This is a genomic window from Gemmatimonadaceae bacterium, assembly GCA_019637355.1.
In the GTDB taxonomy this organism is placed as follows: Bacteria; Gemmatimonadota; Gemmatimonadetes; order Gemmatimonadales; family Gemmatimonadaceae; genus Pseudogemmatithrix.
In genome coordinates, this window is the sequence record JAHBVT010000001.1 from 1570185 (window position 1) to 1586648 (window position 16464).

16 protein-coding genes are annotated in these 16464 nt (G+C 71.9%); 1 reads left to right on the forward strand and 15 read right to left on the reverse strand.

The window, feature by feature from the left end:
* Window positions 1-4: 4 nt before the first annotated feature.
* From KF689_07225 to KF689_07290, 14 genes are read right to left on the reverse strand one after another with little or no spacing between them, the layout of a single operon-like run.
* Complete coding sequence (locus KF689_07225) at window positions 5-730, reverse strand: biotin--[acetyl-CoA-carboxylase] ligase (protein MBX3133159.1); 726 nt, start codon at window positions 728-730, stop codon at window positions 5-7.
* A complete protein-coding gene (locus KF689_07230) occupies window positions 727-1545 on the reverse strand; it encodes an undecaprenyl-diphosphate phosphatase (GenBank protein MBX3133160.1) in 819 nt (272 codons plus the stop codon). Before KF689_07230 ends, KF689_07225 begins: the two co-directional genes overlap by 4 nt.
* 25 nt (window positions 1546-1570) lie before the next feature.
* Window positions 1571-2704, reverse strand: a complete 1134-nt coding sequence (gene bshA / locus KF689_07235; protein MBX3133161.1) for an N-acetyl-alpha-D-glucosaminyl L-malate synthase BshA — start codon at window positions 2702-2704, stop codon at window positions 1571-1573.
* Window positions 2701-3630 (reverse strand): tRNA (adenosine(37)-N6)-dimethylallyltransferase MiaA, encoded by a 930-nt coding sequence (miaA, locus tag KF689_07240; protein MBX3133162.1) that lies wholly within the window; start codon window positions 3628-3630, stop codon window positions 2701-2703. Before miaA ends, bshA begins: the two co-directional genes overlap by 4 nt.
* The gene (mutL, locus tag KF689_07245) at window positions 3605-5353 is read right to left on the reverse strand and encodes a DNA mismatch repair endonuclease MutL (GenBank protein ID MBX3133163.1); all 1749 of its coding nucleotides are present in this window, start codon (window positions 5351-5353) and stop codon (window positions 3605-3607) included. Before mutL ends, miaA begins: the two co-directional genes overlap by 26 nt.
* 31 nt (window positions 5354-5384) lie before the next feature.
* On the reverse strand, window positions 5385-7358 hold the full coding sequence (locus KF689_07250; protein ID MBX3133164.1) for a BatD family protein: 1974 nt from the start codon (window positions 7356-7358) through the stop codon (window positions 5385-5387).
* Window positions 7358-9028: a VWA domain-containing protein gene (locus KF689_07255; GenBank protein MBX3133165.1), complete on the reverse strand. Its 1671-nt coding sequence runs from the start codon at window positions 9026-9028 to the stop codon at window positions 7358-7360. Before KF689_07255 ends, KF689_07250 begins: the two co-directional genes overlap by 1 nt.
* On the reverse strand, window positions 9025-10014 hold the full coding sequence (locus KF689_07260; GenBank protein ID MBX3133166.1) for a VWA domain-containing protein: 990 nt from the start codon (window positions 10012-10014) through the stop codon (window positions 9025-9027). The genes KF689_07255 and KF689_07260 overlap by 4 nt, the downstream gene beginning before the upstream one ends.
* A complete protein-coding gene (locus KF689_07265; protein MBX3133167.1) occupies window positions 10011-10952 on the reverse strand; it encodes a hypothetical protein in 942 nt (313 codons plus the stop codon). The genes KF689_07260 and KF689_07265 overlap by 4 nt, the downstream gene beginning before the upstream one ends.
* Window positions 10949-11830: a DUF58 domain-containing protein gene (locus KF689_07270; protein MBX3133168.1), complete on the reverse strand. Its 882-nt coding sequence runs from the start codon at window positions 11828-11830 to the stop codon at window positions 10949-10951. Before KF689_07270 ends, KF689_07265 begins: the two co-directional genes overlap by 4 nt.
* Before the next feature lie 35 nt (window positions 11831-11865).
* A complete protein-coding gene (locus KF689_07275) occupies window positions 11866-12822 on the reverse strand; it encodes a MoxR family ATPase (protein ID MBX3133169.1) in 957 nt (318 codons plus the stop codon).
* A gap of 10 nt (window positions 12823-12832) precedes the next feature.
* The gene (locus KF689_07280; GenBank protein ID MBX3133170.1) at window positions 12833-13558 is read right to left on the reverse strand and encodes an rRNA pseudouridine synthase; all 726 of its coding nucleotides are present in this window, start codon (window positions 13556-13558) and stop codon (window positions 12833-12835) included.
* On the reverse strand, window positions 13555-14190 hold the full coding sequence (gene scpB / locus KF689_07285) for an SMC-Scp complex subunit ScpB (GenBank protein ID MBX3133171.1): 636 nt from the start codon (window positions 14188-14190) through the stop codon (window positions 13555-13557). Before scpB ends, KF689_07280 begins: the two co-directional genes overlap by 4 nt.
* Window positions 14165-14905, reverse strand: a complete 741-nt coding sequence (locus tag KF689_07290; GenBank protein MBX3133172.1) for a segregation/condensation protein A — start codon at window positions 14903-14905, stop codon at window positions 14165-14167. The genes scpB and KF689_07290 overlap by 26 nt, the downstream gene beginning before the upstream one ends.
* Window positions 14906-15008: 103 nt before the next feature.
* Between KF689_07290 and rpsT the strand changes: the two genes are divergently transcribed.
* Window positions 15009-15320 (forward strand): 30S ribosomal protein S20, encoded by a 312-nt coding sequence (gene rpsT / locus KF689_07295; protein MBX3133173.1) that lies wholly within the window; start codon window positions 15009-15011, stop codon window positions 15318-15320.
* A gap of 129 nt (window positions 15321-15449) precedes the next feature.
* On the opposite strand, the gene KF689_07300 is transcribed toward rpsT, so the two are convergent.
* Window positions 15450-16454, reverse strand: coding sequence for a hypothetical protein (locus KF689_07300; protein MBX3133174.1), 1005 nt, complete (start codon window positions 16452-16454; stop codon window positions 15450-15452).
* Between the last annotated feature and the right edge of the window lie 10 nt (window positions 16455-16464).

Here is a 16464-nt window from a genome sequence, read left to right on the forward strand (position 1 = left end):
ATCCTCAGGAGAGAAACTGCAGCGAGCCACTGCGATGCGCCGTGACCACGCCATTGGATTCTATCAGCACGGCGCCGTCGGCGGCGATGCCCTGCACCGTTCCGCGGGCTGGCGAGGTGACGGCCCGCCCCGCCGCGACGTCGCGGGCTTCGTAGGCGGCGAGCTCGGACGCCGACAACGGACCCGTCGCCGCGGCGGCGGCGCGCATCGCAGGCAACACTTCAGCCAGCACCTCGGGAGCAGACGCGTCAACCAACGCCGTGGCCTCGTGCGCCGACGGAACGACGAGGTTGATGCCGAAGCCGATGGCCACCCAATCCGGGCGCTGGTCGCGCCAGCGAGCCTCGATGAGCACACCGGCGAGCTTGCGGTCGCCGATGAAAAGGTCGTTGGGCCACTTGAGTCCGATGCCAGCGTCCGTCCAACGCTCCAGCACGGCCGCGAGGCGCAGTCCGACGCGCAGCGAGAGGACCTCGAGCGCCGCCGGGTCGTTGGGACGCTCGATCAGCGTGGCCCAGATGCCAGCCCGCGGCGCCGACTGCCAGCTATGCCCGCCGCGCCCCCGCCCCGCGCGCTGCTCCTCAGCGAGCACCAAGGTGCCCGGCGCCGCCCCGTCGGCCGCGAGGGCGTGCGCGAGGTCCATCGTCGAGGGCACGGATGCCTCCGCCAGCACGCGCGGCAGGTCGAGTCGGCGCGCCAGCGCCTCGGCCGACTCTCCGAACCAGCTCACCAGCCCCCGCGCGTCGCGATGAGGGCGAAGATCACCGCGGCCAGCGCAAAGCGGTACACGGCGAACACCGCGTAGCTGCGGCTGCGCACGAAGCGCAGGAGGACGGCGATGGCCACCCAGCTCGACGCCGCCGCAGCCGCGATGCCGACAACCAACGGGAGCGAGAGGCCCGTCTCGCGCAGCGCGTCGGGCACCTTGAAGATGGCCGCTGCGGAAATGATCGGCAGCGACATCAAGAAGGAGAACACCGCGGCCGAGCTGCGATCGAAGCCGAGGGCGCGGCCTGCCGTGATCGTCGCGCCGGAGCGCGAGACGCCGGGCACCAACGCCAAACACTGTGCGAGGCCGACCAAGAGCGCATCGCGCGCGGTCATCTGCTCTCGCGCCCGGGCAATGCCGGCCTTGGCGTCCACCGCCCAGAGCGCCGCGCCCATCACGACGAGCGCGATGGCCGTGATGATCGGGGCGCGGAAGGCCGTCTCGGCCAAGTCCTCGAGGGCGAGACCGGCGATGCCCGCGGGGATCGTCGCGATGACGATGAACAGCGCCTGCCGCGAGGCATCATCGACCGGCCGACGCTGGCGCAGGAGGGTGATCGCCCCGACCGCCAAGCGCAGCCACTCCGCGCGGAAGTACCAGACCAGCGCCACCAAGGTGCCGAGGTGCAGCGCCACATCGAAGGCCAGCCCGGCGGGTTGCCAGCCCAAGACCCAAGGCGTGAGCGAGAGGTGCGCGGAGCTGGAGACGGGGAGGAACTCGGTGAGTCCCTGCAGCGTACCGAGGACCAGCGCTTGCCAGACTGAGGGTTCGTGCATCGCAGAAAACTAGCGGTCGGCGCGTTTAGCGCAGGGCGGCGAGGGCGTCGGCGTAGATGGCCTCGTACTGCGCCACGATCTGCGCGGTGCTGAAGCGGGCCCGGGCATCTGCGGCGGCGGCCGCCGAGGCGGCTGCCCAACGCGTTGGCTCGAGCAGCGCGAGCGCGGCGCTGGCCATTCCCTCGACGTCGCCGAGGGGCAGCAGCGCGCCGGTGACGCCGTCGCGGACGACCTCGCTGACGCCGCCGACGTTCGAGCCCACGACGGGCACGCCCGACGCCAGCGCCTCGAGCGCACTGAGCCCGAAGGACTCCGTCTCCGACGGGAAGAGATACAGGTCGGCCGCCGCGAGTAGCGGCGCGACGTCGTCGATGCGTCCGAGGAAGCGCACCTTGTCGGCGACGCCCAGCGTGCGCGCCTCGTCCTCGGCGGCGCCGCGGTCCGGTCCGTCGCCGACCATCACCAGGGTGCAGGGGCGCTGCGCCAGTACCTTGGCGAAGATGCGCACGACGTCGCGCACTCGCTTCACGGGCCGGAAGTTGGAGATGTGCATCAACACCGGCGTGCCGCGTCCCAGCTCGGCGCGCAGGCCGTCGCCGTGCCTTGCGCGATCGAACTCAACGGGATCGACGAAGTTCGGCACGACGTCCACGCGACAGTTCTCGCAGCCGAAGGCCTTCACCGTCTCATCCTTGAGCCACCGCGACACGCTGGTGATGCGGTCCGAGCGCTCGATGCTGAATCGCGTGATGGCGTGATACGAGTGGTCCTGCCCGACGATGGTGATGTCCGTGCCGTGCAGCGTCGTGACGACGGGCAGGCGTCGCCCCTGCGTGGCCAGCATCTCCTTGGCGATCCAAGCGCTGGTCGCGTGCGGAATGGCGTAGTGCACGTGCAACAGGTCGAGGCCCTGCGAGAGCGCGACGTCGTGCATCCGCACCGCCAGCGCGAGGTCGTACGGTGGGTACTCGAAGAGCGGATAATTACCGATGTTGACTTCGTGGAAGCTCACGCGCGGCAGGAAGTGCGGCAGGCGGAACGGATGCTCATACGTGATGAAGTGCACCTCGTGTCCGCGCGCGGCCAAGGCAATGCCGAGTTCCGTGGCGACCGCGCCGGATCCGCCATAGGTGGGATAGCAGGTGATGCCGAGCTTCACGTGTTGCCCTCGTTGAACCAGCGTTCGCCTGCCTCGGCCGCATCCGGCGCCGTGGGGTCGAGCCGCGTGACCGGCCCGACACCCGCGAGTTGATTACGGAACCAAGTGCGCTGGCGTTTGGCGTACTGCCGCGTGCTGATCCGCAACGCATCCAGCGCTGCCTCGAGCGTCGCCGTACCGCGCACCACCTCACGAATCTCGCGGTAGCCGCAGGCGTTCCACGCGGGCGCGCCGTCCGGCACGGACGCGGCGAGGCGTTCCACCTCCGCGACCCACCCGGCATCGAGCATCGCGGCGCGACGCGCGTCGAGCCGGGCCGCGAGCGCGGGACCGGGGTCCACGATCAGCCAGCGTGCAGGCCTCGGCGGCGTCGCGCTCCCGCGCCGATGCCAATCGCTGAGGCGCTCGCCGGTCACCAGCCCGACCTCCGCGGCGCGCAGCAACTGGGCGCGCCCCAGCCCCGCGCGCTCCGGGTCGAGTCGCTCGACGAGCGAGCGCAGCGCGGGCGTCGCCATCGTCGCCAGCTCCGCCTGCACCTCGGCGCGGCGCTGCGGATCCATTGGCGGCTCATCGGCGAGCGGCTGGACCAAGGCTCGCAGCCATAGCCCCGTACCACCGACGATGAGACTCGGGCGCCCAGCGGCCGCGTCCTCCGCCAGCCACCCGGCGGCGGCCGACGCCCAGCGCGCCGCGTTCCATCGCTCAGTGGGGTCCGCGAGGTCCAGACCGGCGTGCGGCACCCTCGCGCGCTCGGCCGCCGAGGGCTTCGCGGTGCCGATGTCGAAGCCGCGGTAGATCTGCCGTGAGTCGGCGCTGATGAGGCGCGCGCCGTGCCGTGCCGCCAGCGCCAGCGCGAGGGCGGACTTCCCCGCCCCGGTCGGCCCGGCGATGATGCGCAGGTCAGCTGCGGCCGAATCGCCGGTCAATCTCGCCCCAGCCAAGCTGGAGGATCGTTGCGCGACCGTGCACGTCGTGCGCCGGCAACGTCGTCCGCGCGAGCGCCACGTACAGGGCGCGCATCTCGTCGAGCGCGAGCAGATCCCCGCCCTTCACGGCGGCCTTGCAGGCCACGGTGGCGATGAGCCGAGTATGGCGCGCGTGGGCACTGGGCTCGCGGTCGCCGGTGAGCGCGGCCAGCGTCTCGCGCAGGCAACGCTCCGCGTCGAAACGCGGATGTGGTGTCGGGACGGCGTGCACGAGCACCGACGAGCCGCCAAAGGACTCGCCCTCGAATCCCAGCCGTCCCAGCGCATCGCGCTCGGCCTCGAACACCTCCGCCTCGGACGGCGACAGATGCAGCGTCAGCGGGAACAGCAGGCGCTGGCTCGGCATCTGCCCGCCCTCGAAGGCGCCGAGAAAGCGCTCATACAGCACGCGCTCGTGGGCCGCGTGCTGGTCAATCAGCACCAAGGCGTCGGGGCGCTCGAAGGCGATATACGTGCGGTGGAACTGGAACAGCGGCGGCACGATGATCTCGTCATCGGCGCGACCGGCCGCCTCGACCGCAACGGCGGGAGACTCGGCGTCCTGCGGCGCGGCGTCGAAGAGCGGCGCCGGAGCCGTCGGCATCGCCTGCCGCAACGCTTCCACGCCCAGCGCACGTCCCAACGTAGGCTCCGACGGCACGCCGCGCACGATGCCCACCGCCGCGATGGCGTCCTCAGTGCCAAGCGCACGGCGTACAGCACGCTCCACGGCACGCTCGAGGTTCCAGCGGTCGCGGAAGCGCACCTCCGCCTTGGCCGGGTGCACGTTCACGTCCACGTCGCCGCCGGGCAGATCCAGTTGCAGCAGCAGCGACGGCCGCACGCCGGCCGGAATCGTCGAGCGATACGCCGCTTCGGCGGCGCGGATCACGCCGAGATCGCGCACCGCGCGGCCATTCACAGTGACCAGCGTGCGGCGCGTGCCGAGTCCCACGTCGCTGGGCCGTTCGGCCAAGCCGCTGATGCGGATGCTGCCCTGCACGTCCTCGACCGGCACCAGGCGGTCGGCGGCGTCGGCACCCCAGAGCGCCGCAACGCGATCGGCGAGCGTGCGCGCCGGCACCAACGCGAGCTGCTCCTTGCCGTCGTGCGTCAGCGTGAGGCGCACGTCGCGGCGCAGCAGCGCCACCGTGTGCAAGAGCTCGAGGATCGCGCGCCATTCCGACCTCGCGCCGCGCAAGAATTTCTGCCGTGCGGGCGTGTTGTAGAACAGCGACTCCACCGTCACCGTCGTGCCGCGTCGGCGTGCCGCGTCGGTGACGCCGCCGAGCGCACCACCGTGCACCTCCACCCGCGTCCCCGCGCCGTCGCCGGTGGCGGTCTCGATCGTCAGGCGCGAAACCGAGCCGATGGCCGGCAGGGCCTCGCCGCGGAAGCCGAAGCTGAGCACGCCGACCAAGTCCTCGGCATCGCGGATCTTGCTGGTGGCGTGACGCGCAATGGCCAGCTGGGCTTCGTCGCGCGTCATCCCGCCGCCGTCATCACTGATGCGGATCAACGCGCGTCCGCCCTCGCGGACGTCGATGTCCACCTGCGTGGCGCCGGCATCGAGGGCGTTCTCGACGAGTTCCTTCACCACCGACGCCGGGCGCTCCACGACCTCGCCGGCGGCGATGCGGTCGGCGACGTCAGGCGGCAGGATGGCGATGCGCGGCGCGGTCATCCCCGCAATCTCCGGGAGCGCGGGGCCGGAATCAATCGCGCGCCAGCGAGAGGACCCGCTCGGCCGGATACCAGCCCTCCCGTCCGCCGTCGAGATTGATGCGTAGCCACACACCCCGCCGCTCGACCACGCGGCCGACTTCGCCGGTGATCGGCATCGCCCCGGGGTCCGCACCGAGGGCCGGCAGGGCGCGCAGCGGCGTGGGCGAGGCGAGCACGACGAGGTCCCGCGCCTCGAGCGTGGCGTCCTGCCAGGCGCCGAAGGCGATGCAGGCCGCCCCGGGCAGCACCAGGAGCAACGGCCAGCGAGTCCGGCGGCGACGGCGCGCCGCGGCGCCGGCCCAGCCCCAGCCGGCAAACCACAGGAGCAAGCCCATCGCCAACACCGGCAATGCGGGCACTGGCAGGACGCGCGCCGCACCGCGGTGCTGTGGTGCGGGCACGCGAGCCAGCCACTCGCGCGCGTCGCCGTTGCGCGGATCGAGCCGCAGCGCGCGCTGCCAGCCGAGCACGGCGGTGGCCGTGTCGTGCGCCTGCCACGCGGCGGCGCCGAGGTTGTGCCACACGGCCGGGTCGCGGGGACTGCGCTCGGCGGCGGTGCGGAAGGCATCGCGTGCGCGCGCGTAGTCCGCCCCGACGTAGGCCGTGCGCCCGTCTGTGAAGGCCTGCAGCGTCTCGATATCTCCGCCCGGCGCGCAGGCACCGAGCGCAGCCGCGAGGAGCAACAGCGTCAGCACGCGCCGCCGCGCCTCGGCATCCACCTTGGCGAGGACAAGCTTCGCCTTGTCGAGCACGTCGCCGCCGGGCTTGCGGGAGTAGCCCTGCGCGTCGCAGGCATCGCGCAGCGCCTCGACTTCCCGCGCCGTCTCCTCCGTCACGCCCTCACGCCGGAGCGCGCTGGCCAGCGCCCCCGGATCGGTGTGCTCGGCGAGAGCCAGGCCGGTGCGCGCAAGCAAGGTGCGCTCGAGCATCGCACGAGCCGTTCGCGGCGGCTCGGTCCTGGCACGACGGCGTGGAATCAGCTGCGGCGCGACCCGCCACAGCAACCACGGCAGCGGCGCGAGCAACGCCAGCCAGGTGAGGAACACCGCAAACGGCAGTCGCGGGCTGCGGCTGCCAGCAAGGCTCGGGCGAATGGGCGGCGATGCGGTGTCCCCGCGCGCCGCTGCGCGCGGCGGGACTGCGACGAGCGCGCCCGCCCGCACGCTGACGGCCAGCGGCGCCGTGCGGACCGCCACATATCGGCGCTGCGCGGGGTCGAACACCGGGTAGGTCACGGCGGGCACCGTCTGCGGTCCGTCTTCGCGCGGCGTGACGAGCCAACTGAACTCCTTGGCCCCGCCGAACAGCGCCGGGGTCGAGTCGAGTCGGACGCGCTCGTCCTGCGCGACGACGTCAGCCCAGGGGATGCTCAGCGGCGGCCGCGGGAGCAGCGTGGCGTTTCCGCTGCCTTCAAGGCGCAACGTCAGCACGAACGGGTCGCCTACGCGCGGGGCCAGCTGGTCGCTGCGCAATTCCGCGCGCCACTGCCCCACCGCGCCCAGCCAGTCACTCGGGCGCCCGCGTGAGGGTGGATTGATGGCGACGAAGTGTACGCCGTCGGCCCGCAGCGTCCGGTCGTCCTCGCGGCTGAAGAAGCTGGCGCTCTGCGGCAGCGCGTAGGTCAGTCGCGCCGACCCCAGCGAGTAGCGTCCGGGCGTGAGGACGAACAGCGCCCGCCTGAACGTGTGCACCTCGACGTCCTCGGAGGCATCGCCGACGCGAGAGAGCGGCAGGTCGTAGGCCAGCATCGCCCGCGGTTCGGGCGGGACGAACTCCGGGTTGCGGCGCAGGCGCTGCCGCACCGCCGTCGGGATGCGCACGCTGAGCGTGTACGTCACCTGCTGGCCCACGTAGACCGTATCGGGCGCGACGCTGGCGCGGAACCCGACCCCGTCGGGGTTCTGCGCGTCGGCCGTCGCGACGGTGAGCAACGCGAGGGCAGCGATGGCTGTGGCGACGCGCATCACCAGTCCTTCTGTCCCGCCGAGCGGATCGGCGTGCCGCCGCGCTGGCGTCGCGCCTGCGTGTCGCGTTCTTCGCGGGCGGCGGCATCGAGCAGCGCCTCGGCCTGCTGCCGCGACATTGCGCTGGGCTGCGGCGGTGCGGGCTGCGGCGGCCCCTGCGGCGGCGAGTTCGTCGAAGAGCCACCGCCGCCGCCCGTGGGCGCGCGCAACGCAAGCTCGTAGTTCCATTGCGCGTCACGGTCGCCCGGCGTCTCGAGCAAGACCGTGCGGAAGGCACGCCGTGCGCTCTGCAGCGCGGCCGAGCGCGAGTCGCCATCGAGGCGCAGGCCACGCTTCAGATACGCCAAGCCAAGGTTGTAGCGCGCGCGGGTGCGCAGCGCGGGGTCGCCGGTGAACAGCGCGCGTTCGAGCGCCTCGACCGCGCCGTCGAGCGAGTCCGCGGCGAGCAAGGCGCTGCCGAGGTTGTAGAGCACGACGGGCCGGCGATCGCCGTCGGCGACGATACGGCGGTAGGCGCGGATCGCCTCGTCCACGCGTCCGGCGCGCTGCGCCTCAAGTGCTTCGCGCAGCGACGGCACCTGCGCGTGCAGCGTGGGGGCAGCGAACAGCAGCGCCAGCAACACCGCGACCGATGAGGAGCGGCGCAGGCGCAGCCACGACGGCCAGCGCGCGCCGTCGGCAAAGGCGGCATCGAGCAGGAGCAGCAGCAAGGCGACGAGAGCGAACCACTGGTAGCGCAAGGGGCGACTGAGCCGGATCGCCTCTTCGCGCGACGCCGTCTCCAGGCCCGCCAGCACGCGGCGGACGCGATTGCTCTTGTCGGTGGCATCGGCGGGCACGAACTCGCCTTCGGCGGCCTTGGCCAACGCCGAAAGGAACGTCGGGTCATAGCGCGTGATCACGATCTCCCCGTTCTCGTCGCGCTTCACGTCGGCGCCGCCGGTGCCTGGCAGCGGAATCGTACCGCCACCGGGAGTGCCGAAGCCGACGGTGATCAAGCTGATGCCAGCATCGCGCGCCTCGGCCGCGAGCACGAGGGCCTCTTGGTGGTCATCAAAGGCCTCGCCGTCGCTCATCACCACCAAGGCGCGGTCGGCATCACCGCGGCTCGCCATCAGGAGATCGATGCCTTGGCGCAGCGGCGGCGCGATCGCCGACCCCGCCTGCCCCACGATGTTCGGGCTGAGATTGTCGAGGAAGAGGTCGATGGCGCCGTCATCTGCCGTGAGCGGCGAGAGGATGTAGCTGCGCCCGGCGAAGCCGAGGAGCGCGAAGCGGTCGCCAGGGCTGCTGGCGCGCAGGCGCCGCACTTCCTGCTTCATTCGTTCGAGGCGGCTGGGGCGCTCGTCGTCCGCGAGCATCGAGAGCGAAAGATCAAGCGCGATGGCGACGTCTACGCCCTCGACTTGCAGCGTCTGCGTGGCACGCCCCCAGCGCGGGCCCGCCAGCGCGACACCCAACGCCAGCGCCGCCGCTCCCAGACGCCAGGCCCGTGCGGTCGGCACGAGCGCAGCCTCCGGCGGGGCCAAGCGCGCCAGCGCCTCGGGCGCACCGTAGCGCAGCAGTCGCGCACGCCGACGCGCGTGCCCCAGCCGCACCAGCGCGAACGCCAGCACCGCGACGGCAACGGCGGCCAGCAAGCCCCACGGCCGGTCCACGAAACGCATCACGGCAACGGCCCTCGGCGCCAAAGCAGGCCCAACTCCAGCAGCAACGCGAACATCGCGATGCCCAGCGGCCACAGGTACCAGTCGCGGAATCGCACGAGGCGCGCCTCGCGCATCGGAGCGCGCTCGAGCGCGTCGATCTGCTGATAAGTGCGACGCAGCGCCTCGGCGTCGCGCGCCCGCTGGTATCGGCCGCCGGTGGTGGCGGCGATGTCCTCGAGCAAGGCCTCGTCGATACGCACCGGTCGGTTCTCATACCGCAGGCCGAAGACGCCCCGCCCCACCGGCACCGGGGCCACACCTTCGCTGCCGATGCCTACCGTGTGCACGCGGATTCCCATCGCGGCGGCGGCCTGGGCCGCCGTGCGCGGGTCGATCGCGCCGCGGTTGTTCTCGCCGTCCGTGAGCAGGATGACCACGCGGGAGCGGCCGGCGGCATCGCGCAATCGGTTGGTCGCCGTGATGAGGGCCGTACCGATGGCCGTGCCGTCCTCCAGCTGCCCGGGCTGCAGGTTGTCCACCGCCGCCAGCACCACGGGGTAGTCGAGCGTCAACGGCACCTGCGTCAGCGCCTCGCCGGCGAAGGAGACGAGCCCCACCTGGTCGGTCTCGCGGGCGGCGATGAATTCCTTCGCCGTCTCCTTCGCCACCTGCAGGCGGTTGGCCGGCTGGAAGTCCTCGGCCAGCATCGAGCTCGAGATGTCCATCGCGAGCACGATGCTGATGCCGTCCCCGCGGAGCGTCTCGGTGCGCGCGCCGGTGCGCGGCCGTGCGACGGCCACCACGAGCGCCAGCAACGCCACCGCGCGCAGGAGTACCAGGGCGCGTGCCGTCCAGCGCCCGCGCCGTGGTCCCTCGGCGAGCAGCGCCGCGCGGGCGTGCACCAGCGCCGGCGGACGACGGCGACGGCGCCAGAGCATCCACCCGAGCACCGGGAGGAGCCCGAGCAGCGCCCAGGGCGCCGCGAAGGCGAGTCCGCCGACCGTCATCGGAGCCTCTTGCGACGAATGCGGGAGCTGCCCGCATCACGCGCGCTGCGTGCGCGCACGGCCTGCTCCAACTCCTCGATGATCGTCGCCGCTTCGATGCCTGCGCGCTCCGCGTCCGGTGCCGCGAGTGGCGCGCGGGCGTAGGCCACCGCTTCGGCCCGCTCGACCAGCGCCACCACCCGCTCCGGCAGGATCGGGAAGTCCTCCTGCGCGAGACGCTGCGCGAGCTCCGACGCGGTCAGCGACCGCGGAAGACTCGGCCAGCGCTCGGCGACGTAGCGGCGCAGCACCTCCACCTGGGCGATGAGGTGCCGCCCCGGTTCACCGGCGCTGAGCAGTTCCAGCTTGCGCACGTGGGCGAGCGCGTCGCGGGCACGGGCATACGCACCCGGATCGAGGGCCGCCTGCGCCTCGCGGTGTGCGCGCCAGCGGCGCCAGCCCCACCACGACACGGCCGCGAGCACGACGGCGGCGACCCACCAGCGCCAGGGCATCGTCGGTGCGTCGATGGGGGCGCGGGCCGGCCGCGGCGCGTGCGATGACGAATCGCGCGGCAACACGCTGTGGATGCGCAGTTCGCCGACGTTCACCGGGTAGCGCGTGAGGCGTCCGTCTCGCTCCACCGTGATGTCGCCGAAGTCGAGGGCCACGCGCCCCGTATCCCACGCGATCAGCCGGTACGTCGCGACCTCCAGGACGCCGTCGGACACCGGCTCCCGCCGCACGACACGCGGATCCAAGGGCTCGATGCGGCTGCCGGTGTCAGGCAGCACCGGAAAGCGGACCAAGGTGCCGCGCGGGGCGTTCACCCGCAGCTCGATCGTGATCGGCTCACCCACCGCCGGAAACTCCGGTGCCACGCGCGCGCTCACGGACGGCGCGCGCACGGGATCCGCGGCCCCCTGCAGGAGCAGGCCAAGGGCGAGCGCGGCGATCATCGGCGACGGGCCCGCGTCTCGCGTGCGCGGAAGAACTTCACCATCGCCTCGACGTAGCCCTGCTCGAGCGGCACGAGCACCTCGTCCACGCCAAGGCGCCGCAGCAGCGCCTGCCGCGCCTCACGTTCCTGACGGAGATGCGCCGCATAGCGCGCGCGCACGGTCGGATCGCTGGTATCGACCTCCGCCAGCGCGCCAGTCTCGGCATCGCGCAGGCGCGCCACGCCGACGTTCGGCAGCTCGCGCTCGCCGGGATCGTCGAGCACCACGGCGATGACGTCGTGCCGCCGCGCGAGGCGGGTGAGCGGTTGCTCGTAGTCCGGCGACACGAAATCCGAGACCACGAACACGATGCTGCGGTGCGGCAAGAGGCGGGCGGCATAGTCGCACGCCGCGCCGAGGTCGGTGCCGCGCTCCAGCGCCCGCGCCGCGAGCACGTCGCGCACGAGCCGCAGCGCGTGCCGGCGGCCCTTCTTGGGCGGCACCACGTGCTCCACGCGATCCGAATGCAGCAGCAGCCCGACGCGGTCGTTGTTGCGCGTGGCGGTGAGCGCGAACACCGCCGCCATCTCGGCGGCCATCCCGCGCTTGTCCTGCACGCCCGAACCGCCTCGGCTGGAGCCCGAACTGTCCACCAGCAGCAGCACGGTGAGCTCGCGCTCCTCGACGAAGCGCTTGACGAAGAGCTTGCGCATCCTCGCCGAGACGTTCCAGTCGATGGTGCGCACTTCGTCGCCCGGCTGGTACTCGCGCACCTCGGCGAACTCCATCCCCATCCCCTTGAAGACGGAATGGTACTCGCCGGTGAAGCGCGAGTTCACGAGGCCGCGCGTGCGCAGCTCGATGCGCCGCACCTGCCGCAGGACTTCCGGCGGCACGGCCGCACTGCGGCCGTGATCGGCCGCGGCGCGCGTCACGGGGCGGCGATGCGGTCGAGGATGCGCGTGATGACCGCGTCGCTCGAGACGTTCTCGGCCTCGGCCTCGAAGGTCATCAGGACGCGGTGCCGCAGCACGTCGGGCGCGATGGCCTTCACGTCATCCGGCGAGACGAAGTCACGGCCGCGCAGCCAAGCGTGGGCGCGGGCGGCCTGGGCCAGCGCGATCGTCGCGCGCGGGCTCGCGCCGTACTCCACCAGCGGCGCGATGTCGTCGAGCCCGGCCTCGCGCGGGACGCGCGTGGCGTGCACGAGGTTCACGATGTAGTCGACGAGGCGGTCGTCGAGATGCAGCGCGGCGATGGTCTTGCGGGCCGAGAGCAGCTCGGCGGGATCGGCCACCGCGTCCACGGGGATGTCCTCGCCCCCGGCCATCCGCCGCATAATCTCCCGCTCCTCGTCGCGCGTCGGATAGCCGACACGCAGCTTGAGCATAAAGCGGTCCACCTGCGCTTCCGGCAGCGGGTAGGTGCCTTCCTGTTCGATCGGATTCTGCGTGGCCAGCACGAGGAATGGCTCCTCGAGGACGAAGCTGGTCCCGCCGATCGTCACCTGCTTCTCCTGCATCGCCTCGAGCAGCGCCGCCTGCACCTTGGCCGGCGCGCGGTTGATCTCGTCGGCGAGCACGATGTTGGCGAAGATCGGCCCCGCCTTCACGGAGAACTGACCGGTGCCCTGGTCGAAGACCTGCGTGCCGATGACGTCGGCCGGCAGCAAGTCCGGCGTGAACTGGATGCGCGAGAAGCTCGTCCGCACCGTCTCGGCCAGCGTGCGCACCGTCAGCGTCTTGGCCAGGCCCGGTACGCCCTCGAGCAGCACGTGCCCGCCCGTGAGCAGGGCGATGAGCAGCCGTTCGACCATCTGCTGCTGGCCGACGACGCGCTGGGAGACCTGGTCGAGGATTGCCTTCGGGAGCGGAGAGGGTGCGGCCATCGGGATTGGTTCAGGTGTGGAGGAGCGCGTCGAGCAGGGTGCGCTCCTTGGTCGTCAACGTGCGAGTGGTACCCGCGGCGAGGCTGCCGAGTTGCACGGGACCGAAGGACGTGCGCACCAGGCGCAGCACCTCCAGTCCGACGTGCTCGCAGAGGCGGCGGACTTCGCGGGTGCGCCCTTCGCGGATGGTCAGCGTGAGATCCCAGGTGCGCGGCCGCTCGCCAGGCTCGACGGAGACGCTCTCCGGGCGCACCGGGCCGTCTTCCAGCTCCACGCCGGCACGGATCTCCGCCGCCGCGGCCTTCACCGAGCCGCGTACGGTGGCCACGTAGGTGCGCGGCACCTGCGAGCTGGGATGCGTCAGCGTGTGGGCCGCGTCGCCATCGGTGGTGAGGAGCAGCACGCCTTCGGTCATATAGTCCAGACGCCCGACGTACGTGAGGCCGGGCTCGTCCTTGACGAGGTCGAAGACGGTGCGGCGTCCTTGCGGATCGCTGCGGGTGGTCAGCACGCCGGCCGGCTTGTGGAGCACGAGCCACTTGGCCGATGCCGGCAACTCCACCGGCTTGCCGTCCACCGTGATGCGGTCACTGCCGGGCGTGACGGTCTGCCCGGTGCGGGCGACTTCGCCGTTGACGCGCACGCGCCCGGCCGTGACCAACTCCTCTGCCTTGCGCCGCGACGCGATGCCGGCGCGCGCCAGGGCACGCTGGATGCGCATCGCCTCGTGGGTCACGCGGCCGGCACGCCCTCAGTCGCCGCGGCCTCGACTGCCGGCTCGGTGGCCGGAGCCGCCGTAGCGCCGTCGATCTCGTCGACCGCCATCACCGGTGGCTGTCCGTCCTTGCGCAGGGCGATGGCGAGTTCGTCCACGCGCGGCAGTTCACCCAGGTGCCGCAGGGCGAACTGCTCGAGGAACATCGCCGTCGTGCCGTAGAGCAGCGGGCGTCCGAGCCCCTCGGCGCGGCCGACGACGTCGATGAGGCCGCGCTCGTGCAGCGACTTGATCACCGCGCCCACGTCCACGCCGCGGATCTCCGAGACTTCGGCGCGGCCGATCGGCTGCCGGTAGGCGATGATGGCCAGCGTCTCCAACGCCGCCGGTGAGAGCCGCTGCGGGCGCACCGCCATCTGCGCGCGCTCGATCGCCTCGGTGTACTCGGGGCGCGTCAGGACCTGCCAGCCGCCGCCGACTTCCACCAGCTCGACGCCGTGGCCGTCCACGTCATAGTGCTCGCGCAACTCGTCGAGCGCGCTCTGCACCGCAGCCGGCGAGGCCTCGGGGTCGAGTGCGGCAAGCTCGTCGGTCGCGATGGGGCGCGGGCTCGCGAAGAGCGCGGCCTCAAGCAGCTTCGCCAGCGGATTCACGGCGGATCTCCACGTCTGCAAACGGTCGGGGTTGGGTCAGGTGGACTTCGTTGCGCTTGCCCAGCTCGAGCAGGCCGAGCAGCGCGCTCAGCACCTCCCACGGCTCGGCGTCGTCGCGGACGAGTTCACGGAAGCGCAGGCGGGCGCGCAGGGCGAGGATGGCGCGCACGGTCTGCATCGCACCGTCCACGTCGAGGGCCCGCGGGATGACTTCGTGGATCGTCGGGCGCTTGGCGGCGCGCAGGACGCGGTCCACGGCGATGAGCAGGTCGCCCAGGGCCAGGGCCAACGGCGCCGGCGGCGGTGCCGCGGGCTGGCCGGTGTAGGTGCGCGCGAAGCGCGAGCGACGGTCCTCGCCCAGGCGCTCGAGCACGTCGACGACCTCGCGCATCTGCTGGTACTCCAGCAGGCGGCGGACGAGTTCGGCCCGCGGATCCTCCCACTCGTCGCCCTCGGCCTTCCGCGGCAGCAGCATCTGCGCCTTGATGCGGATGAGCCGTGCGGCCATCTCGAGGTACTCCGCCGCCTCGTTGAGCTGCAGCTCGTGCATCTTGCCGAGGAACTGCTCGCAGATGCGGGCGACTGGGATGTCGTAGATGTCGAGCTGCTCGTCGCGGATGAGCGAGAGGAGCAGGTCGAGCGGGCCGTTGAAGCCCGTCAGGTCAACGACGAAGGGGGTGCTGCCCTGGGCGTCGTTGGCGGGAGAAGTGAGCAATGGCGGCGCGGCGTGGGAGTGAGGCCCGTCACGGGCAGTCGCGGTCAAAGCTACACGCGAAGCGCCTCCGTTCCAAGCGTCCCATCGCTTGACGTAAGACCCGATGGCGACTACACTTCCGAGGCTATGGGAGGGCGCATCGGCCCTCCGCGACATCACATCTGCTAGAGAGTTTGGACCAGTGCCGAGAATCGCGTCCGCGAAGAAGAACCTGCGCAAGACCAAGACGGCGACCGCGCGCAACCGTGCGCAGCGTTCGACGCTCCGGACGGCGCTCAAGACGGCCAAGGCCGCCAGCGCGAGCCCGGCCGAGAAGCTCAAGGCCACGCAGCTGCTCGACCGTGCCGCCCGCAAGGGCCTGATTCATAAGAACGCCGCCGCGCGCCAGAAGTCGTCAATCGCGAAGGCGAAGTAAGCCGAAGCGTCGCTTCGAGGCACCACCCCGCTGCCTTCGGCTGCGGGGTGGTTTTGTTTGGAGACGGAAGACTGAAGACGGAAGAGAAGAGCGTACACTCCTTCCGTCTTCAGTCTTCCGTCCTGATCCCTAGAGCGCCGCCAACTCTCCGCCGCAGCGTTCGCAGTACCACTCCGTCGGGTAGTTCATCGAGCCGCACTCGGCGCACTTGAGGGTCTTGACAGCCTGCGTGGTGCGAGGCGTCGGGCGGCCGAGGGGGCCGGAGGCTTCTTCCTCATCCTCGGCATCGGCCGCTGGTGCGGTAGGCTCAGGCTCCGCTGCCTTGGCAACCGGTGTGGGCGCCGATGGCGCCTCGAGCGGAAGCGACGACTGCGCCGGCGGTTCCGGTGTGGGCGTCGGTTCGGGCGCCGTGGCGGGCGCAGGCTCAGGAACTGCGGCGGCGGCCGGCGGAGGCGGCGCGGGCGACGGCGGGATGCTCGGCGGAAGCTCCGGGTTCGCCGCCGGGGGCTCCTTCGCCTCCGCTGGCTGCGACACCGGCTTGCTGGCCCGCGGCGCAGGGACGCCAGAAGTGCTCGTGCGCCCGACCACCGAGTTCAAGAACGCGAGTTCGTCAAAGTTCGGGCCGCCCGCGATGCCGGCGGTGGTCGGACGCATCGGCGGAGCGCCGGGCACGCTCGCCTGCGGACGTGGCGGCGTGCCGCCTCGGGCCTCAGCCAGCAGCGCCCGCGTGCGCTCGGCTACCGTCTTCCGGGCGTCGCGTTCCTTCTCGGCCATACTGATGGCCGCGTTCATCGCCGTGAGCTTCTTCTGCGCTTCCTTCGGGTCCCACTCCTCGACTTCGGCGCGGATCTGGGCTTCGGCGCGCTCTTCCTCGAGAGCCACCAGCTTGGCCTCGACCTCGACTACCGCCGCCTCATCGTCCTCGAGCCCGCCCGACAGCGACTCCGCCTCGGCCGCGGCGCGCACCTGCGCGTCGGTCAGCTTGGTCAGGTACTCGTCGCGCAGGCGGTTGAAGACCTGTTCGGGCGTGGCCGCACGGCGCTCCTCGAGCTTGGCGAGGTGCGTCTCGTGCTTGCGCTTCTCGGCGATGAGCGCCTCAAGCGTCTCCAGCCGGGAGGAATCGGCCTTTCGCATCCGGTCGGGT